Origin of the sequence: Thioclava sp. JM3 (assembly GCF_002213185.1) — a bacterium.
In the GTDB taxonomy this organism is placed as follows: Bacteria; Pseudomonadota; Alphaproteobacteria; order Rhodobacterales; family Rhodobacteraceae; genus Thioclava; species Thioclava nitratireducens.
Window position 1 is genome coordinate 127,092 of the sequence record NZ_NBOB01000009.1, and the last position, 17,973, is coordinate 145,064.

The 17,973-nt window shown below is 65.4% G+C and carries 18 protein-coding genes and 1 pseudogene; 10 read left to right on the forward strand and 9 right to left on the reverse strand.

Annotated elements, in window-relative coordinates; translation table 11 throughout:
* Positions 1 to 169: 169 nt before the first annotated feature.
* Positions 170 to 1,582: an amidase family protein gene (locus B6V73_RS16720; RefSeq protein ID WP_088725846.1), complete on the reverse strand. Its 1,413-nt coding sequence runs from the start codon at positions 1,580 to 1,582 to the stop codon at positions 170 to 172.
* A gap of 63 nt (positions 1,583 to 1,645) precedes the next feature.
* Positions 1,646 to 2,545 (reverse strand): LysR family transcriptional regulator, encoded by a 900-nt coding sequence (locus tag B6V73_RS16725; RefSeq protein ID WP_088725847.1) that lies wholly within the window; start codon positions 2,543 to 2,545, stop codon positions 1,646 to 1,648.
* Between the two features lie 104 nt (positions 2,546 to 2,649).
* On the opposite strand from B6V73_RS16725, the gene B6V73_RS16730 reads away from it, so the two are divergent.
* The 9 genes from B6V73_RS16730 to B6V73_RS16770 all read left to right on the forward strand — a co-directional run bounded on the left by B6V73_RS16730 (position 2,650) and on the right by B6V73_RS16770 (position 13,492).
* On the forward strand, positions 2,650 to 3,825 hold the full coding sequence (locus tag B6V73_RS16730; protein ID WP_088723632.1) for a cytochrome P450: 1,176 nt from the start codon (positions 2,650 to 2,652) through the stop codon (positions 3,823 to 3,825).
* Positions 3,826 to 3,862: 37 nt separating this feature from the next.
* On the forward strand, positions 3,863 to 4,186 hold the full coding sequence (locus B6V73_RS16735) for a 2Fe-2S iron-sulfur cluster-binding protein (RefSeq protein ID WP_075777400.1): 324 nt from the start codon (positions 3,863 to 3,865) through the stop codon (positions 4,184 to 4,186).
* A complete protein-coding gene (locus tag B6V73_RS16740) occupies positions 4,183 to 5,358 on the forward strand; it encodes an FAD-dependent oxidoreductase (RefSeq protein ID WP_088725848.1) in 1,176 nt (391 codons plus the stop codon). The genes B6V73_RS16735 and B6V73_RS16740 overlap by 4 nt, the downstream gene beginning before the upstream one ends.
* Before the next feature lie 63 nt (positions 5,359 to 5,421).
* Complete coding sequence (locus B6V73_RS16745; RefSeq protein ID WP_088725849.1) at positions 5,422 to 6,411, forward strand: TRAP transporter substrate-binding protein; 990 nt, start codon at positions 5,422 to 5,424, stop codon at positions 6,409 to 6,411.
* Entirely contained in the window at positions 6,411 to 6,923 is a 513-nt protein-coding gene (locus tag B6V73_RS16750; RefSeq protein ID WP_088725850.1) for a TRAP transporter small permease, read from the forward strand. Before B6V73_RS16745 ends, B6V73_RS16750 begins: the two co-directional genes overlap by 1 nt.
* Positions 6,920 to 8,218 carry a TRAP transporter large permease gene (locus tag B6V73_RS16755; RefSeq protein ID WP_075777396.1) on the forward strand — a complete coding sequence of 433 codons (1,299 nt, stop codon included), beginning with the start codon at positions 6,920 to 6,922 and terminating at the stop codon, positions 8,216 to 8,218. Before B6V73_RS16750 ends, B6V73_RS16755 begins: the two co-directional genes overlap by 4 nt.
* A gap of 81 nt (positions 8,219 to 8,299) precedes the next feature.
* Positions 8,300 to 9,748, forward strand: a complete 1,449-nt coding sequence (locus tag B6V73_RS16760) for an aldehyde dehydrogenase (protein ID WP_088725851.1) — start codon at positions 8,300 to 8,302, stop codon at positions 9,746 to 9,748.
* 309 nt (positions 9,749 to 10,057) lie between these two features.
* Positions 10,058 to 10,777 carry a response regulator transcription factor gene (locus tag B6V73_RS16765; RefSeq protein WP_143597930.1) on the forward strand — a complete coding sequence of 240 codons (720 nt, stop codon included), beginning with the start codon at positions 10,058 to 10,060 and terminating at the stop codon, positions 10,775 to 10,777.
* A 264-nt stretch (positions 10,778 to 11,041) separates the two neighbouring features.
* Positions 11,042 to 13,492, forward strand: a complete 2,451-nt coding sequence (locus B6V73_RS16770) for a PAS domain-containing sensor histidine kinase (RefSeq protein WP_088725853.1) — start codon at positions 11,042 to 11,044, stop codon at positions 13,490 to 13,492.
* A gap of 21 nt (positions 13,493 to 13,513) precedes the next feature.
* Here B6V73_RS16770 and B6V73_RS20855 read toward each other — a convergent pair whose 3' ends face one another.
* The 3 genes from B6V73_RS20855 to B6V73_RS16780 all read right to left on the reverse strand — a co-directional run bounded on the left by B6V73_RS20855 (position 13,514) and on the right by B6V73_RS16780 (position 15,046).
* Positions 13,514 to 13,939 carry a BLUF domain-containing protein gene (locus B6V73_RS20855; protein WP_240504167.1) on the reverse strand — a complete coding sequence of 142 codons (426 nt, stop codon included), beginning with the start codon at positions 13,937 to 13,939 and terminating at the stop codon, positions 13,514 to 13,516.
* 88 nt (positions 13,940 to 14,027) lie between these two features.
* Positions 14,028 to 14,258 (reverse strand): hypothetical protein, encoded by a 231-nt coding sequence (locus B6V73_RS20860; RefSeq protein ID WP_168174922.1) that lies wholly within the window; start codon positions 14,256 to 14,258, stop codon positions 14,028 to 14,030.
* On the reverse strand, positions 14,258 to 15,046 hold the full coding sequence (locus B6V73_RS16780; RefSeq protein WP_168174923.1) for a redoxin domain-containing protein: 789 nt from the start codon (positions 15,044 to 15,046) through the stop codon (positions 14,258 to 14,260). The genes B6V73_RS20860 and B6V73_RS16780 overlap by 1 nt, the downstream gene beginning before the upstream one ends.
* A 359-nt stretch (positions 15,047 to 15,405) precedes the next feature.
* On the opposite strand from B6V73_RS16780, the gene B6V73_RS16785 reads away from it, so the two are divergent.
* Entirely contained in the window at positions 15,406 to 15,687 is a 282-nt protein-coding gene (locus tag B6V73_RS16785) for a glucose-6-phosphate isomerase (RefSeq protein WP_088725856.1), read from the forward strand.
* Between the two features lie 42 nt (positions 15,688 to 15,729).
* Here B6V73_RS16785 and B6V73_RS16790 read toward each other — a convergent pair whose 3' ends face one another.
* The 4 genes and pseudogenes from B6V73_RS16790 to B6V73_RS21175 form a co-directional block, all read right to left on the reverse strand.
* Positions 15,730 to 16,149: a CBS domain-containing protein gene (locus B6V73_RS16790; protein WP_088720618.1), complete on the reverse strand. Its 420-nt coding sequence runs from the start codon at positions 16,147 to 16,149 to the stop codon at positions 15,730 to 15,732.
* 379 nt (positions 16,150 to 16,528) lie between these two features.
* Positions 16,529 to 17,185 carry a fructose-6-phosphate aldolase gene (gene fsa / locus B6V73_RS16795; RefSeq protein ID WP_088725857.1) on the reverse strand — a complete coding sequence of 219 codons (657 nt, stop codon included), beginning with the start codon at positions 17,183 to 17,185 and terminating at the stop codon, positions 16,529 to 16,531.
* Positions 17,186 to 17,220: 35 nt separating this feature from the next.
* On the reverse strand, positions 17,221 to 17,865 hold the full coding sequence (locus B6V73_RS16800) for a uridine kinase (RefSeq protein WP_088725858.1): 645 nt from the start codon (positions 17,863 to 17,865) through the stop codon (positions 17,221 to 17,223).
* Between the two features lie 3 nt (positions 17,866 to 17,868).
* Positions 17,869 to 17,973, reverse strand: a pseudogene (locus B6V73_RS21175) (sugar ABC transporter ATP-binding protein); the annotation flags it as partial.

The window sequence follows — 17,973 nt, forward strand, 5'->3', positions numbered from 1 at the left end:
CCGCGCTCTTCCTCGCCTCCGACGAGGCGCGCTTCGTCACCGGCACCGAGATCGCGACCTATCAGCTTGGTGTGCTCGGCGCCGGGGTCATGAAGATCGAGGACCGAACGACCCCGATCAGGCGCGGATGCAAGGCAGCGATCCTCTCATGGGGCACTACTCGCCCCACTTACCGCATTGCGATCTCGACCGGGGCGGAGCGCGCCTCGATCTCTGTCGCGGCGTCGAACAGCACGTCTTCACGGAACCGCCCCGCCACCATCTGGATACCCAGCGGCGCGCCCTCTGGCGTGGCCCCGGTTGCCAGCGACAGCGCCGGCAGCCCGGTGATCGGCAGGCCCACCATCGCGTTCTGTGCTTCCCAGACGCGGCGGTAATCAGCATCGCTCCCCAGGTCGAGATTGTCGGCGAATGGCAATTCCGAACTCGGCGGCAGCAGCACCAGCGGGTAGCGCTCGGCGAAGAGCGCCCATTCCCGCGCGATCTCGGCCCGGCGGATCAGCGCGCGCGGGATCGCATCGGGGGCGAGAGAGCGAATGAACTCCGCCTGCCCCTCCAGCACCCGCAGCGCGCCCGGATCGCCCTCGGCCTGCGCCGCGGCGAGCTTGCCGGGATAGTCATGGCCCAGCCAGAGCGTGATCTGCACCCGTGCGGCCTCGGCGATCGGCGGCAGCGCGTCGAGTTCTTCGACGATCCAACCAGCGGCGCGAAGCTTCTCGGCGGATTGCAGAAGGCTCTGTTGCAGCGCGGGATCGGTCTGCGCGCCATCGGGCCGAAGACACAGCGCCGCGCGTCGGTCCACCGCAGGTCCGTGCAGCGGGGCAGGCACCGACCAGATGTCGCGCGGATCAGGCTTGGCCATCGCGGTGAAAGCGAGCCGCAGATCCCCGACCGAGCGCGCGAGCGGCCCGGAAGTCGCCATCAGCTGCCCGCCGATATCGCGCTCCGCCCCGCTGGAATTATGCGCCGCGATACGCCCGAAGCTCGGTCGCAGCCCATGCACGCCGCAGGCATAGGCCGGGTAGCGAACCGAGCCCGCGATATCCGTGCCATGCGCAATCGCCCCGATCCCGGCCGCCACCGCAGCGCCAGCACCGCCCGACGACCCGCCCGGCGTCAAATCCTTGCGCCGCGGATTGTAGGTTTGGCCATGCAGCAGGTTATTGGTGAACCAGCGGTAGCTGAAGGCGGGCGTATTGGAGCGCCCGAGGCTGACCGCCCCCCCGCCCAGCAGGTTCGCGACCACCGGGTTGTCGGTCTTCGCGATCAGGTCCTTCTGCGAGGTCAGCCCGTTCGTCGTCGCATAGCCGCGCTGGTCCACGATCACTTTGATCGTCACCGGCACCCCGGCCAGCGGCCCCGGATCCTCCCCGCGCGCGATGCGGGCATCGACCGCCTCCGCCGCGGCCAGCGTCTCCTCGGGCCGGCACTCGACAACCGCGTTGATCGCAGGATTCACCGCCTCGAGCCGCGAAAGCCCCGCCTGCGCCACCTCGCTCGCGCTCACCTGACGCGACCGCACGAGCGCCGCGATTTGCGTGGCCCCCAAGGACCAGAGAGCGGGTTCTGCGGTGTCGTTCATGTCGGTAACTCCATTGTGGAAATTGAGGTTGCGCCGACCGATCGGGGCGCGCGCCCTTCGGGCCTAGCCGCGGCAGGTCTCCACGATCACCTCGCGCAGCCAGCGATGCATCGCGGAGTCGTTCTTGCGGGCGGTCCAGACGACCGACAGGTCGAACGGGCCGCGGAACGGGCTCTCGTTGAGAACCAGCCCCTCCATCGTGCGCCCCAATCGACTTGGCATCGTCGCCACGAGGTCGGACTGTCCGAGAAGCGAGGCGAGCCCTGCCGGGCTCGGCACCGTGATCGTGGGTCGCAGAGAATGGCCCGCAGCTTCGATCTCGTTGACATAGGCCGATTTCCAGCCGCCGCCGTAATTGATGTAGACATGGTTGAGCGCCAGATAGCTGTCGACATCGAGCGGCCGCCCCGCCATGGGATGCCGCGGGTCCATGAAACAGGCATACTCTTCGGTATAAAGGCGGCGCGAATGAAAGCCGGATTCGCTGCGCGCGAAAGGGCCGACGAGAACGTCGGCCTCCCGGCGCAGAAGGCGCAAATGGCCGTCGCCCAACGCATTCACCACCTCGACCTCGAGATGCGGGGCCTGTTTGCGCAGCTCGGAAACGATCTTTGGGATCATCAGGATGCGCTCATAATAGTTGCAGGCGATGGTGACCTTGGCGCGAGACTGCGCGGGATCGAACTCTTCAGGCTGCGCGACGTCGTCGAGCTTCTCGAGGATCTCGATCACTTGCTGGAGAATATGTTCGCAGCGCTCCGTCGAGACCTGCCGCCCGCCCTCGCGCACGAAAAGCGGATCCTGAAAATAGGCGCGCAGCTTGGCGATCGTGTAGCTCACCGCCGACTGGTTCACGTCGAGCTTTTCGGCCGCCGCCGTGAAGGAGCCCAGTTCATGGACCAGCCGCAGCGTCTCGAGCGCGGCGATGTCGAGCCTGCCGGGGGATGCGGTCGATTGCGGCATGATGTTCCATCAAATTATTTGATGGTATATACAAGATTCATCTTATTGTTACAAGAAAGACCGCGCCTTACGCATGTCCCCGGAGGAGATTTTGGGAGGACATCATGGCGCTCGCACCGCTGGACGAGGAGATTACGCTCGCGCAACTGACGACGGATCCCTATCCGATCTATCGCCGATTGCGCGCCGAGAGCCCGGTTCTGCGGGTCGCCTCGGCGGGTCGCACGTTCCTGACGACGGCGGAGCTGACCAAGAAGGTGAAGGACAATCCGGAGCTGTTCAGCAGCGACGATCCCAACACCCCGATGAAGCCCGCATTCCGCGCCCATACCCTGATGCGCAAGGACGGCGAGGAGCATCTGCGCGAACGCATGGCGATGGCCCCGGCGCTCACGCCGAAGCGGATCCAGACCGATTGGGGGCCGCTCTACGAGAAATTCGCCGAGGAATATGTCGGTCGGTTGCCGCGCGGCGAGACGGTCGATCTGTTCTCCGAGCTATGCGGACCGCTGGCCGCGCGCATCCTCGCCCATGTGCTGGGCATCCCGGAGGCGAGCGACGCGCAGATGCAGCGCTGGTCGCAGCACCTGATAGACGGAGCGGGGAATTTCGGCTGGCAGCCCGAGCCTTTCGCGATCTCGGACAAGGCCAATGACGAGATGGACGCGCTCTTCACAGAACTGCGCGAAAAGCGGATCGCGGAGCCGGACGGCTCGGCCTATTCGGTGATGCTCAACGCCGAAAACCCGATCCCGATGAGTCAGATCTGGGCCAATATCAAGATCGCGATCGGCGGCGGAATCAACGAGCCGCGCGACGCGCTGGCCACCATCATTTACGGGTTGCTGACCAATCCCGACCAGCTGGAGCAGGTTCGCGCCGAGGGCGCGTGGAGCAAGGCCTTCGAGGAAGGCGTGCGCTGGGTCGCCCCGATTCAGGCCAGCTCACGGCTGGTGACCGAGGATACCGAGCTTGGCGGCTTCGAGATCCCGAAGGGCGACACGGTGATGACGATCCAGGCCTCGGCCAATCGCGACGAGAGCATCTACGAGAATGGCGAGGAGTATTTCGTCTTTCGCGACAAGAACCCCCATCAGGCTTTCGGCAACGGCCCCCATCACTGCGCAGGCGCCCATATCGCGCGGCGTACGGTGGGCAAGATCATCCTGCCGCTGCTGTTCGACCGCTTCCCCGACATGCGCCTGCCCGATCCCGACGCGGTGATCTGGCGCGGCTTCGGGTTCCGCGGCCCGATCAACCTGCCGGTGGAGCTGAACTGATCCGCGGTTGCGCGGACCGGAGAGAGGAGGAATTTCAATGATTAAAGTGACTTACGTCGCACAGGACGGCACGCGAACGAATATCGACGCCGATGAGGGCGATAGCGTGATGCATGCGGCGGTCTCGAACGATGTCGACGGGATCGTCGGCGAATGCGGCGGCTCGATGATGTGCGCGACCTGCCATTGCTATGTCGACGACGCATGGGCGGAGAAGGTCGGACCGCGCAGCGCGGGGGAGGACGACATGCTCGAAGGCGCGGCATCCGAAGTGACCGAGCGTTCGCGTCTGTCGTGCCAGATCAAGCTGACGCCCGAGCTCGACGGGCTCGTGGTCCATCTGCCCGAGGAACAGTTTTGACCCCCGGGACCGTCACCATAATCGGCGCGGGCCAAGGCGGCTTGCAAGCTGCGATCAGCCTGCGGCAGAACGGCTTCGAGGGCGCGATCACGCTGATCGGCGACGAGCCGGGCTTGCCCTATCAGCGCCCCCCGCTCTCGAAGGTCTATCTGCAGGACGGCAAGGCAGAGGCGCTCTTCCTGCGCCCCGAAAGCTTCTTCGAGGCCAAGCGCATCGACTACCTCCCCGGAACGCGCGTGGAGGCCATCGACCGCGCGGCGCAGCGCCTCACTGCCCTGCGCGACGGGGCCGAGCTGTCCCTGCCCTATGACCATCTGATCCTCGCCACCGGCACCCGCAATCTGCGCCCGCCGATCGAGGGGATCGCCCATGCCTGCGATCTGCGCACGCTGACCGACGCGCAGCGCCTGCGCGAGAAGCTGGACCAACCAACCCGGATCGCGGTGATCGGCGGCGGCTTCATCGGGCTGGAATTCGCGGCCGTCGCATGCAAGCTCGGCCATGAGGTCGCGGTCATCGAGGCCGCTCCGCGTCTGATGGCCCGCGCGGTCTCGCAGCGGATGTCGGACCATTTCGCCGACCTGCATCGCGGCTGGGGCACTGCGCTTCATCTGGGCCAGCCTGCCGTGGCGGTGGAGCCCGCGGGCGTGACGCTGGCCGATGGCACGGGGGTCACCGCGGATTTCGTGCTGGTCGCGGCGGGCGTTCGCCCGAACGTGGAACTGGCCGAGGCGGCGGGGCTCGCCATCGACAATGGCGTGAAAACCGATGCCCGGCTGCAGACCTCGGATCCCGCGATTTCGGCGCTCGGCGACTGCGCGAGCTTCCCCGATCCGCGGGGCCGCGGGCACATCCGGCTCGAGAGCGTGCAGGCCGCGACCGATCACGCCCGGCTGATCGCGAAACGCCTCGCGAAGGGCGACACCCATCCCTACGGCGCGCTGCCGTGGTTCTGGTCGGATCAGGGCGCGTGCAAGCTGCAGATCGCGGGCTACGCGACGCCCGACGCGGCGGAGGAGGAGATCGCCGCGGGGATCGTGGGCCGTTTCGACGAACGCGGGCTTGCCGCGATCGAGACCATCGACAACGCGCGGGCCCATATGCGGGCACGCAAACTCATCGCGTCGCCGGAGCCGGTGACGCGCGCGGATCTGGAGGAGATCGCCGCCTAGCGCGGCACATGAACGACAGGCCCCGGGAGTAGGGGCTCAAACGGTCCAACGGGAGGAGAGACCATGAAACACACGACCCTTAGCGCCGCCACCGCCATCGCGGTCGGGGCAACGATCAGCATCGCGACCGCCGCCGGCGCGCAGGAGCTGAAATACGCGAACTGGGCGCCGCCGACCCATACGATCAACGCAGCCCAGATCGAGCCCCTGGCCAAGGCGCTCTCGGAAGGCACCGACGGGGCGGTAACGCTGCGCGGCTATCACGGCGGCGAACTGGGCGCGGGCCCGGCCGATCAGTACGTGCGCGTGCTGCAGGGCACCGCCGATATGGGCTGGGGGCTGCAGGGCTATACCTCGTCGCAATTCCCCAAGAGCCTGATCGCGGAACTGCCGGGTGCGCTGCCGCTCGACGCGCCGGGCTACAAGGCGCTCTGGCAGGCCTTCGACACGATCAAGGGCGAATATCCGCAGACCGAGGTGATCGCGCTCTGGGGGTCGGAGCCCAACATCCTGATGATGCACGACAAGGACGTGCGCACGCCCGCCGATCTCAAGGGCCTGAAGATCCGCGTCGCGGGGTCGATCTCGGCTGCCGCGATGGAAGCGCTCGGCGCGACGCCAGTGCAGATTCCGATGACGCAGGTCTATAACGGGCTGCAGACCGGGCTGATCGACGGCGTGGTCAGCGGCGCCTCGGTGCTTTCGGATTTCAAGCTCAACGAGGTCGTTGGCAGCGTGACCACGGGCCCGAACCTCGGACGTCTCGCCTTCTACACGGTGATGAACAAGGCGGCCTATGACGGGCTCTCGCCCGAAGCGAAATCCGCGCTCGACGCGATGAAGGGCGAGAAGATCTCGAAGATGACCGAAGAGGCGTGGATTGCCACAGCGAACAAGGCGCTGGAAGCCGCGCGCGCCTCCGACGCCACCACGGTGATCGACCTCGACGCCGACGGCTCGAAAGCCTTCAATGACGCGCTCGCCGACGTGACCGACACCTACGTGAGCAAGGTCGGGGGCGAGGACACGCTCGCGGCGATGCGGAGCGAGTGATGCTCGCACGCGCGCAGAAACTGGTGGACAGGCTGATCGGCCTGTCCGCGATCATCGGCACGACGGGGTTGATCTTCGTCGTGGCCGTGATCGTCATCGACGTTATCGGACGCAATTTCGGCATGCCGCTCTATGGCTCGCAGGACCTGATAACGATGACGATGGTGCTGATCGTCTTCGGCGGCATGGCGCTTTGCGATCGCCGCGACGGCCATATCGTCGTCGACATCTTCGAGAGCGCCTTCCCCCCTGCCCTGAACCGCGCGATCGATATCTTCTCGGCGTTCCTCGGCGTCGCGATCTTCGTGCTGATCGCAGTGACGGTCTACAAGAGCGCGCAGCTGAGCCAGATGCTCAACCTCTCGACCAATCTTCTGAACCTGCCCAATGCCTGGTTCCAATATGCGCTGGTCGCGCTGTCGCTGGTGGGCGCGCTGACGATGTGCCTGCGCGCGCTGCGGCTCATGTCGCGCCACGGCTATGAACATCATTCCGAAAGGGACGTGCTATGACCCCCGCGCTCACCGGATCGCTCGGGCTCGCGCTGTTGCTCGGCATGCTGCTGATGCGTGTGCCGGTGGCCTTCGCGATGTTCGCGGTGGGCTTCGTCGGCATCTGGATTCTCAACGGGCTGCAGGCCGCGACCGGGCTTCTGGCGTCGGAAACCTTCTCGCTGGCCTCCAATTCCGAACTGATCGTGGTGCCACTCTTCATTCTGATGGGAAATGTCGCGAGCGTGACGGGTATGAGCCGCAAGCTCTATGACGCGGCCTACGCCACCGTCGGCCAGGTGCGCGGCGGTCTGGCGCTGGCGACGGTCGTGGGCTGCGGCGGCTTCGCGGCGCTGTCGGGCTCCTCAGTCGCCTCGGCGCTGACGATGGGCCGCACCGCACTGGCCGAGATGGACCGCTATGCCTACAGCCCGCGCCTCTCGACCGGCGTCGTGGCCGCGGGCGGCACGCTGGGCATCCTGATCCCCCCCTCGACCGGCTTCGTGATCTACGCGATCCTCACGCAGCAAAGCATCGGACGGCTCTTCATGGCGGGCATCCTGCCCGGGCTTCTGTTGCTGAGCGCCTTCATCCTGACCATCGCGATCCTCTGCCTGCTGCGCGCCGAGATGGGACCGAAAGGCCCCGCGACCAGCGCCGCAGAGAAAGGCCGCGCCTTCCTCGGCGCGATTCCGATCCTGCTGGTGATCGTGCTGACCATCGGCGGCATCTATTCGGGCCTGTTCTCGCCCACCGAAGCGGCGGGCGTCGGCGCCGCCTTCGTGATCGCGATCGGGGCCTTCAGCGGCACGCTGAGCCTGCGCAGCTTCTGGCGCGCGGCGCAGGACAGCATCGTGACCACGGCCTCGGTGATGCTGATCCTGATCGCGGCGCATCTGATCAACCCCTTCGTCGCCCTGAGCCATCTGCCCGCCGAGGTGAGCGACCTTCTGGTCTCCCTCGATCTGGGCCGGGTCGGGACGCTGGTCCTGATCCTCGCGATCTACATGGTTCTGGGCTGCTTCCTCGAAGGGCTCGCGATGCTGGTGCTGACCCTGCCGATCTTCCTGCCGGTGATCCTCGATCTCGGGATCGACCCGATCTGGTTCGGCGTGCTGGTGGTGCTGACGCTCGAGATGGGGCTGATCTCGCCCCCGGTGGGGATCAACGTCTTCATCGTGAAATCGGTCGCGCAAAACGTGCCGCTGATCGAAATCTTCCGCGGCGTGCTGCCCTTCTGGTTCGCGATGCTGGTGACACTTGCAATCCTCGTCGCTGTGCCGGGAATATCGCTGTGGCTGCCCGGGATGATGTGAGGCACAAAGGTTTCAGAGGGCGCCGGCCCGGCAATCGCCGCGCCGCGTGACGCAAGATCGAAGTCTCAAAGGGAGGATATTATGAAAGAGATCGGAATGCTGCTGGACGGTGTCTCCGCCCCAGCCGCCTCGGGCGCGACTTTCGACCGGATCGATCCCGTGACCGGAGAGGTCGCCACCCGCGCCGCCGCGGCGGGCCGCGACGATGTCGAGGCGGTGGTCGCGTCTGCCGCGCGCGCTTTTCCCGGCTGGTCCGCGACCGGGCCGAACGGGCGGCGTAAGATCCTGTCGAAAGCCGCCGACGTGATGGAGGCCCGCGCCGATGACTTCATCCAGGCGGTGATCGCCGAGACCGGCGCGACCGGGCCTTGGGCCGGGTTCAACGTCCATCTCGCGGCAGGCATGATCCGCGAAGCGGCGGCGATGACGACACAGATCGGCGGCGAGATCATCCCCTCCGACAAGCCCGGCACGATGGCGATGGGCGTTGCGCGCGCCAAGGGCGTCTGCCTTGGCATCGCGCCGTGGAACGCGCCTGTCATCCTCGGCACCCGCGCGGTCGCAATGGCGCTCGCCTGCGGCAACACGGTGGTGCTGAAGGCGTCCGAGATGTGCCCCGCGACGCACCGCCTGATCGGCGAGTGTTTCGCCGAGGCCGGGCTCCCCGAAGGAGCGCTCAACGTGGTGACCAATGCCCCCGAGGACGCCGCCGATGTCGTCGAGGCGCTGATCGCGCATCCCGCGGTCAAGCATGTGAACTTCACCGGCTCCTCCGCCGTCGGCCGGATCATCGGGCGGCTCGCGGGCGAGCATCTGAAGCCCTCGCTGCTGGAGCTGGGCGGCAAGGCGCCGCTGATCGTGCTCGACGATGCCGATCTCGACGGTGCGGTGAACGCGGCGATCTTCGGCGCCTTCATGAACCAGGGCCAGATCTGCATGTCGACCGAGCGGATCATCGTCGACGAGAAAGTAGCCGATGCCTTCGTCGAGAAACTCGCCGCCCGCGCCAACGCTCTGCCCGCAGGCGATCCGCGCGGCGAAGTGGCGCTTGGCGCGCTTGTCTCTGAAGCCGCCGCAGAGAAGATGGACGCGCTGATCGCCGACGCCACCGAGAAAGGCGCAAAGCTGGTCGCTGGGGGCTCTCGCGAGGGGACCATCGTCGCGGCGACGCTGCTCGACGGCGTCGCGGAAGGCATGCGCATCTATGCCGAGGAAAGCTTCGGCCCCGTCAAATCGATCATCCGCGTGAAGGGCGACGAAGAGGCGCTGAAAGTCGCCAACGACACCGAATACGGCCTCTCGAGCGCGATCTTCAGCGCCGATGTCTCTCGCGCGATGGCGCTGGCGAACCGGCTCGAAACCGGGATCTGCCACATCAACGGGCCGACGGTCGGCGATGAGCCGCAGATGCCCTTCGGCGGGGTCAAGGCCTCGGGCTACGGGCGCTTCGGCGGACGTGCGGCGATCGCCGAATTCACCGACCTGCGCTGGATCACCGTGGAAGATCCGAAACAGCATTACCCAATCTGATCTGGATTCTGCGATACACGATGAGAGGGAGCCGCCCCCCGGGGCGGCTCCCTTGGCGTTCGACCCATCGGGCGGCTCATCCGAAGCGCCCCCAAAACCCAATCGCGCGAACGTGAACGTGCCGCCAATTATCCGATTGAAACTATCAGAAAAGCCCTTTAGGGAAGCTGACGCGCAGTAAAACTGTCGGCACTGTGGTTGCCGCCCCACCTGACGCAGCCGTTTTTTTCGACTCGATTAAGACCCCTAGGCCTCGAGTATCAGACCTTCCGCAATGATGATGCTGGCCACACCGGAGAGAGCAAGCTCTTGACCTCAAGTTCCGTCGTGATCCTTGAAGACGATGCCGATGTCCGAACCGTCATCGAACGGGCCATCGCCTCTGAAGGATACCCCTCGAAATCCTTCGGCACGCTTGGCGCGTTGTTCGCCGGAGACGCCCTGACGAGAGCCGATTGCTTTCTCGTCGACATAACCCTCCCCGACGGCTCCGGATTCGACGTCCTCCGCGCGATCCGCAGCAAAAATCCCGGGGCGGGCATCATCGTTCTGAGCGGGCGCACCGACGAAATCGATACGGTTCTCGGCCTCGAGCTTGGCGCGGACGACTACGTCTGCAAGCCCTTCCGGGCGCGGGAATTGCGCGCCCGGGTCAAGGCCGTGCTCCGACGGACGGCGGACCGTAAGTTCGCGCAGAAAGCGGCGCAGGACAGCCCGGCGGATGTCTTCGAAATCTCGGGCTTGCGGTTCAACCGCCGCGCGCGATGGGTGCGCACCCTTCAGGAGGTTAAGATCCCGCTTACGACACTGGAATACGATGTTCTCCTCGCACTCGCGACGCAGCCGGACACCGTGCTGTCTCGCGATCAGATCATGGACCGGGTCAGGGGGCCGGACTGGGCAGCCTTCGATCGCACCGTCGACGGGGTGATAAGCCGCATTCGCTCCAAGTTGGAGAAAGCCGACGTCTCGCATGGCGCGATCAAGACCATCCGCAACGTCGGCTACGTCTTCACCAGCGAGACCTGACCTGCGGCCCGGAAACCGGTCGGGCGGCGTGGCAGGAACACCTTAGCCAGGGAGACGTTTCGTAAGATGAAGCTAAAAAGGCAATCGACCGGCTTGGGAACGTCCCGCGCATCGTATTTTTGATTTCGGGCGTTGCTCTCCAGCAGGCGCCATGTTGCCGCGGAGACTTCGACGTTCGGCTCACCTGTGACACCTCGGCGCGCCAAACCTAGCGCCCCGTCGATCTGAAATCGGGCACTCCACGCGCAATGCCGAAAGGAAGACATGGCCCGCTCGAATCTCGCCCTGCTCGAAACCCATCCCTGGCACGAGACGTCGCTGGGTCCGGTCGCGGATTGGCCGCCGGAGATGCGCGGGGTGATCGCGGCGATCATGGCGTCCGATTTTCCCGTCTGCACGGGCTGGGGCGACGACACGATCCAGATCTACAACGATGCCTACAACGCGATTTTCGGCGACAAGCATCCCGCCTCTTTCGGGGCGCCGCTGCGAGACACCTGGCCCGAAATCTGGCCTTTCGTCCGCGACAATCTGGGCCACGTTAAAAGGAGCGGCGAGCCGCTTCTGTTTCAGGACACGATGTTGCCGCTGGCGAAGACGGGCCGCCCGGAGGAATGCTACTTCGATTTCTCCTACAGTGCGATCAAGGATCTGGGCGGGCGGGTGCTCGGCGTCATGTCGATCGCTGTCGAGACCACGGACGCGGTCGTCGCGCGGCGGCGGCAAGCAATGTCGGAGATCACCGCCACCTCCCATGCCGGCGGCGGTGTCCCCGCCTTTTCCGGCGCGCTGCATGCGGTGCTGTCCGACAACGACATGGACTGCCGGGCCGGAATCCTGTTTCGCCTGTCGCCCGAGAACGGCATGCCGCTCGAGGCGGAATGGACCATTCGCGCGGATCCGCAGTTCACGGGCGCCCTGCGCCCCGTCGTCGCCGCCGCGCTGTCGGGGAAAAGCGAGCGGATTTTCAACCTGCCGCGCGACGCGCAGAGGCCGGAACTCTCGGATCGGGGGATCGTGATCCCGATCGCGGATGGGCGCGCGCAGCTCATCGCGGCGCTTGTGCTGGTGCCGCACGCCTTGGTGCCGATCGACCGGAGCCTCGCCCCCTTCGCGACCCAGCTGTCGCAACGCGTTCACGCCTCACTCCATTCGGCCGAGCTTCTGGAACAGGACCTGCTCCGGGCGCGCGAGCAGATGACCGAGCAGTCGGCGATGTATCAATTCCTTTTCGAAAACATCCGCGACGGGGCGATCTACACGGCGACGAGCGGGAGGCCGGAGGATGACGAGTTCGTCCTCGCCCTCAACACCCGGGCTTGCGAAATGCTCGGCTACGACGCGGAAGAGGCGATCGGCATGCATCGCGACGCTTTCTTTTTTCCGGAGGATCGGGATCTGGCTCTGGCCCTTCAGGAGCGGAACCGGAACGACGTCTTCGTCGGCGACCTGACTTTCCGGGCGAAGGACGGCAGCCCGGTTCCGGTGGAGGTCACGTCGAATATCGTCGAACTGACGAAGGGCGAGCGGCGGTCCGTCACCATCATTCGCGATCTCGCCAATCGAACGTCACGGGACCGGGAGCGCGACGAGCGCATGCGCACGGAGGCTCTCGCCAGCTTGACCCGCGCGGTGGCGCATGACTTCAATAACCTGCTGACCGTCGTGCTTGGCAGCCTCGATGCGCTCGAGGAAGGTCTGCCCGAGCAGGACAGCAACCTCAATCTCGTCCAGAGCGCGGTGCGCGCCGCGGAGGAGGCGGGACGCCTGACGAGCCAGCTCCTCGCCTATTCGCGCCGGACGCCGACGAAGCTGAGAATGCTCCAGATCGGGGCCTTCGTGCAGGAGATCAGACCGCTCCTGATCGCGGCTTTGGGCGACGCCAACCGGCTGGACATCGATATCGGCGAGGACGTGGCGAATTGCTGGGCCGACACCTCGGCCTTGACGTCGGCGCTGATCAACCTCGTCACCAATGCGCGCCACGCAATGACGGGAGACGGCACGCTGTCGATCACAGCGAACGTCGTTTCCGGGACGGGTTTCTATCCCTCGCATGACGGTTACGAACTTCCGCAGGAGGAATACGTGGCTGTGAACGTGCGCGATAACGGCCCCGGCGTTCCGGCCAGCCACCGGGAAAAGATATTCGAGCCGTTCTTCACCACGAAAGGCATCGGCGAGGGAACGGGTCTCGGCCTGCCGACCGTGCTCGATACGGTGCGCCAGATCGGCGGCGATCTCAGGCTCGGGCCCGGCGACGACGACGGGGCGGAGTTCCAGATTCTGCTGCCGCTTGCCACCGAGGCCGATGGCAAGGAGGCCGAGGCGGCCGGTCCGGCGGGGAATGATGAGGTCGTGCTCTACGTGGAGGACAACCTCCTTGTCCGCGAGAAAACGGTGCTGATGCTGCAAAATCTCGGGTTCTCGCCGCTTGTCGCCCGTCACGGGCGGGAGGCGCTGGACTATGCCCGGAGCGATCGGAGGATCGACATCGTGCTCACCGATCTTGTCATGCCGGGCCTGTCGGGGCGGGCGCTGGTCAGAGAGCTGGCGCGGCTGCGCCCTGCGCTGCCGGTGGTCATAGTGACCGGCTACGATCCCGAAGACCCGGCCAGCGGGACGGAGATGGCCTCGGTCCTGATGAAACCCTATTCGCGGGAAGAACTTGCCGACGCATTGGTGCGCAACTTGCCGTCGCCCCGGACGGAATGAGAGACGCGCTTGTCCGGGGCGTCAATGGAATAGGTAGCTCTGCTCAGGCTCCGGCCTCGCGACCTGCTTTGCCGCCAGATGAATTTCGTCGAGGCGCTTATAAGCGAAGTCCAAGCCGCCCATGTCGGGAACGATCCGGGCCGTCGCTGCCGGACCGATCAATTTCATCCGCCACGTGGGAAAGACGCGCGCCCGGATCAACCGAATTCTAAGCGGCGTGACGTCGGTGTGGCGCGCGTCGGAGACGATTTTCGCATAAACGCTTCTGGTTTCCGCCGAAGGGCCTTCAATGGTTTGCAGGAAGTAGGCCCCGTCGAACAGAAGCAGACCGGTGATGCCAAGTCTCTGGTTTCGATCGAGGCTTTCGGAAAGGATCGCGCTTATCCCCTCGACGGGCTTCCGAAGGCAGGAAAAGCTTCGATAGGTGATGGTTAGCAGTTCCGTCATGACCAATCTCTTGCTCTTGTCTGGAGAGTTTTGGTCCCTCCTTTCTTCAGTCTGGAGACTGAGCTTGCACGGGAGACATGCATGTCTGTCAGTGCATAGCGTGGCCGCCGCGACAAGCCGTTTTTGCTTTGCGCGCTCGCCTGCGTCGATCTTGCCACCATCGCGACGCCGATTGGACGACGAGCAAGATGAGAACCGCTGCCAGCCCCGCGACGACGTCGACGACCAGCGAGAGCCAGATCGAACCGCCCCGCAGAAGCGTGAGCACGAGGCAGACATGGCCCACCAAGCTGCCGATGAAGATATACCCCACCGGCATCAGAGCTCGCACCACCGCGTTTTCTGTCGCGGATTTTCCAGCCGCGGCGCCACTCGGAGATAGGGCAGGACATATCCCCACCTGCTGCCGACGAGACGCTGGACCTCGGCTTCCTCCATTGTGTCGGGTATAATCACCGGGTCGCCCTCGAACCAGTCGGAGGGCGTCGCGAGCCCGGTCGAGCTATGGAGTTTCACGGCTTCGATCACGCGGAGCGTCTCCTCGACGCTTCTACCGACATAGATCGGATATTCGAAAATCATCCGGATTTTCATTTGCGGATCCAACAGGAAGGATTTGCGGACCGGCCAGGATTGGTGCTCCTTTTCATGGACCATCCCGAAGAGCGACGCGAAATCTCCACCGATGTCGGCAGCGGTCGGGAACCAGACCCGCGCGCCATACAGCTTTTCGATATCGGCGTGCCATGACAGTTGCTCGTCCACGCTAGATCCCGTCAGCCCGAGCACCTTCGCGCCGAGCCGTCTGAACGCTTTCTCGTTCTGCGCCAGCGCGCCGATTTCCGTGGTGCACACAGCCGTATTCGCAGCGGGATGGCCGAAGAGCAGCATCCAGTTGCCTTCCGCCCAGGGCCAGAAATCGATGTCTCCCTGCGTGCTCGGGAGCCTGAAATTCGGGAAGATGTCACCAATTTTGGGCAGCCATTTGACGGTTCTCCGATAGGCGACAGGCAGCCTGATCGGTCGTCCGGTGCTGTCCTTGGGGGCGAAGAATTGCTGACTCATCGAACCTCCTCCTCGTTCAACGTCGCAGCCGGTCTTCGCCACGACGTCACCCGGTATCTCCGGTGGTTGAGGCCGGGGTTTGCGTCGCGTTTTCGGAAACTTGTGATTTTTTGCAGATTGTGGCGAAAAATTGGAAAACGTTCGCTTTTTCGTCCCGCTGGGCGGTCGCGACAGGCGCTCAGGTGATCTTCGATCCCGTGAACGCCAAGGGCGGCCCACCGCGGACCGCTCGTGAAGGCTCCAGCTTCCCATCTGGGCGGAGGCAGGCATTGACGACGCCCGAGCAGCGGCCTTTCGACACGGGGCCCGCACCGCCCGCGAAGGCTTGACGCTCGACAATGACCGGCGCGCGGCGGCACGCGACCCTCGCGGGGCTTGTTTTCAACGAAAGGACATCTCCGATGACATGCCGTAGATTTCTGCCCGCGACGCTGGTCGTTCTGACGCTTTTACCGGGCTGCGAAACCTTGACGCCGCAGCAGCGCACGGCGGTCGGGCTGACCGCGGGGGCCGCGGCCGGGTTGATCACCGCCGACGCGCTGGAGGCGAACCGGGACTGGCGGATAATCGCGGCGCTTGCGGGAGCAGCGGCCGGCGTTCTGGTGGCGCAGAACAGCGTCACCGATCGCTGCGCCTATTCGAACGGCGACGGCACCTATTACGTCGCCGATTGCCCGCGCTGAGACAGGCCAAGGGGCGCGGCGTTCAGGCCGTCCCCGTCGCGCTCACTTGTGGTGATTGGCGACGGCGCGGGTCATCTCGCCCACGATCTGCAACGACGTCCCGTGCGCCACGTCTCCGAGGCTCAACATCCCGACCAGCCGCTTCTTGTCGTCCAGGACCGGCAGCCTGCGGATCTTGCGCTGATCCATCAGGTGCACCGCGTCCTCGATCGTCTCGTCGGTGCGGCAATAGACCACCCCGGGCGTCATCACCTCTTCGGCGCGGGTCTTCGCCGGGTCGAGCCCCTTCGCCACCACGCGCAGCGCGAGATCCCGATCGGTAATCATGCCGATGAGCTTGTCGTCCTTGCCGATCGGCACGGCGCCGATATCGTCCTTCTCCATCTGCAGGGCGATTTCCTTGACCGGGGTGTCGGCATCGGCCCATGCGGCGGGCTCGTGCATCGCGTCACTGATTTTCATGGCATCCTCCTGAACCGAGTCAGACCCGCAGCTTGCCCCACCCGGGGCGGCGCGCATTGACCGCGATCAGCACTTCACCGCACCACGCCTTGTCGAGCGTCAATGCCGGGACGCCGCGAATCCGCGAGAGTGAAGACATCGATGGGAGGAGTGGAAACGGAACGCCATCCGGGAGAGGCATCGAGAGATGCAAACCGCAGATGGTCGAGCCGTGGACACAAGGAGATCTGTCGATCGAAGGGCCATCTCGGCTATGCGAACTCAGGCGCCCACGTGCGGAGCTCGCAGTTTGCGGGATGGTCCTTCGTCATTGTCGGCGCGCGAAGCCGGGCGACGTCCGGTAGCAGCCGCGCTTGCGTCGCGATAACCCCGACCCGGATCAGAGGATGCTCTGCCCCGTCGCAGCCCAGTCCGCGGTGAAGGTTTCGAGCCCCTTGTCGGTCAGCGGATGCTTGACGAGCGCCCCGATCAAGCCGGGCGGCATCGTGCCGGCATCCGCCCCGGCCAGCAAGGCGCCGGTGACGTGGTTTGCGGATCGCAGGGACGCCGCCAGTATCTGCGTATCGAGCGTGGGATAGGCATCGAAGACCTGCCGGATGTCGCGCAGCAGCTGGGTGCCGTCGAGGTTGATGTCGTCGAGGCGCCCGACGAAGGGCGAGACATAGGTCGCGCCTGCCTTCGCCGCGAGGAGCGCCTGGTTCACCGAGAAGCACAGCGTCACGTTGGTCTCACGGCCCTCTTCCCGCAGCGTGCGGCAAGCCCGGAGCCCCGCCATCGTGAGCGGCACCTTGATGCAGACGTTGGGCGCGATCTTACCGAGTACTTCCGCCTCGCGCATCATCGTATCGTAATCGGTGCCCGCGACTTCGGCGGAAACCGGGCCGTCGACCATTGCGGCGATCTCGGCGATCGCGTCGCGGATATGCGCACCACTCTTGGCGATCAGGCTCGGATTGGTGGTCACCCCGTCGATCAGATGCGCCTCCGCAAGCGCGCGGATCGCCTCGATATCGGCGGTGTCAGCGAAAATCTTCATGTCGTTTCCTTTCGTCGTCAACTCGGGTGGACGGTTCAGTGACCGGTGAGGATGAGGTCGGGCTCGACGCTCTGCTCAAGCACGCGGCGCGCGTTTTCGAGGTCGTTCCGGCTGGCCCGGGCAAGCGCGTCCTCGGGGGATAGCCCGTGCTCGATCCAACGCGCGACGAGCCGGGACTTGAGCACCTCCATGGGCGGCGCGAGCATCACCGTCGCGTCGAACAACGGCGCGAGCCCGGCCCAGTCGCCGCCGCCGAACAGCAGGTAATTCCCCTCGACGATCACGATCCGCCGGTCCGGGTTCAACACGCCGGCCTCCGGAAGCGTCCGGTCCTGCGCGCGGCTGAACAGCGGGTAGCGGATCTCCCTCCCGTCATCGCGCAACCGGCGCACCAATGCCTTGAACCCGGCGACGTCGAAGGTCTCGGGCGCGCCTTTCACCGCGCGCAAATTCCGCCTGTCGAGTTCTTCATTGTCGAGATGGAACCCGTCCATCGGCACAAGCGCCGCCGCATCCGCCGACCGCCCGCGGGCGTTCAGCGCCGCGGTCACGGCTTCGGCCATCGTCGATTTCCCCGAACCGGGCGGCCCCGCGATGCCAATCAGAACCCGCCCGTGGTCGCGGGGCTGCCTGTCCACCAGATCGAGAATGGCCTCCAGCTGTGCCTCGGTCGTGCTCATCGCTCAGGCCGCCTCTGTCGCGCCGTCGGGTGTTTTGGCGCCTGTCATGAAGGCGACGGCGTCCGACATCGAGTGTTGCTTCGGATCGATGACGCAGAGCCGTTTGCC

What these genes read in the sequence shown, in the direction of transcription:
- B6V73_RS16720 (WP_088725846.1), bottom strand. Translation starts at nt 1,582, where the DNA reads ATGAACGACACCGCAGAACCCGCTCTCTGGTCCTTGGGGGCCACGCAA.
- B6V73_RS16725 (WP_088725847.1), bottom strand. Translation starts at nt 2,545, where the DNA reads ATGCCGCAATCGACCGCATCCCCCGGCAGGCTCGACATCGCCGCGCTC.
- B6V73_RS16730 (WP_088723632.1), top strand. Translation starts at nt 2,650, where the DNA reads ATGGCGCTCGCACCGCTGGACGAGGAGATTACGCTCGCGCAACTGACG.
- B6V73_RS16735 (WP_075777400.1), top strand. Translation starts at nt 3,863, where the DNA reads ATGATTAAAGTGACTTACGTCGCACAGGACGGCACGCGAACGAATATC.
- B6V73_RS16745 (WP_088725849.1), top strand. Translation starts at nt 5,422, where the DNA reads ATGAAACACACGACCCTTAGCGCCGCCACCGCCATCGCGGTCGGGGCA.
- B6V73_RS16750 (WP_088725850.1), top strand. Translation starts at nt 6,411, where the DNA reads ATGCTCGCACGCGCGCAGAAACTGGTGGACAGGCTGATCGGCCTGTCC.
- B6V73_RS16755 (WP_075777396.1), top strand. Translation starts at nt 6,920, where the DNA reads ATGACCCCCGCGCTCACCGGATCGCTCGGGCTCGCGCTGTTGCTCGGC.
- B6V73_RS16760 (WP_088725851.1), top strand. Translation starts at nt 8,300, where the DNA reads ATGAAAGAGATCGGAATGCTGCTGGACGGTGTCTCCGCCCCAGCCGCC.
- B6V73_RS16770 (WP_088725853.1), top strand. Translation starts at nt 11,042, where the DNA reads ATGGCCCGCTCGAATCTCGCCCTGCTCGAAACCCATCCCTGGCACGAG.
- B6V73_RS20855 (WP_240504167.1), bottom strand. Translation starts at nt 13,939, where the DNA reads ATGACGGAACTGCTAACCATCACCTATCGAAGCTTTTCCTGCCTTCGG.
- B6V73_RS20860 (WP_168174922.1), bottom strand. Translation starts at nt 14,258, where the DNA reads ATGCCGGTGGGGTATATCTTCATCGGCAGCTTGGTGGGCCATGTCTGC.
- B6V73_RS16785 (WP_088725856.1), top strand. Translation starts at nt 15,406, where the DNA reads ATGACATGCCGTAGATTTCTGCCCGCGACGCTGGTCGTTCTGACGCTT.
- B6V73_RS16790 (WP_088720618.1), bottom strand. Translation starts at nt 16,149, where the DNA reads ATGAAAATCAGTGACGCGATGCACGAGCCCGCCGCATGGGCCGATGCC.
- fsa (WP_088725857.1), bottom strand. Translation starts at nt 17,185, where the DNA reads ATGAAGATTTTCGCTGACACCGCCGATATCGAGGCGATCCGCGCGCTT.
- B6V73_RS16800 (WP_088725858.1), bottom strand. Translation starts at nt 17,865, where the DNA reads ATGAGCACGACCGAGGCACAGCTGGAGGCCATTCTCGATCTGGTGGAC.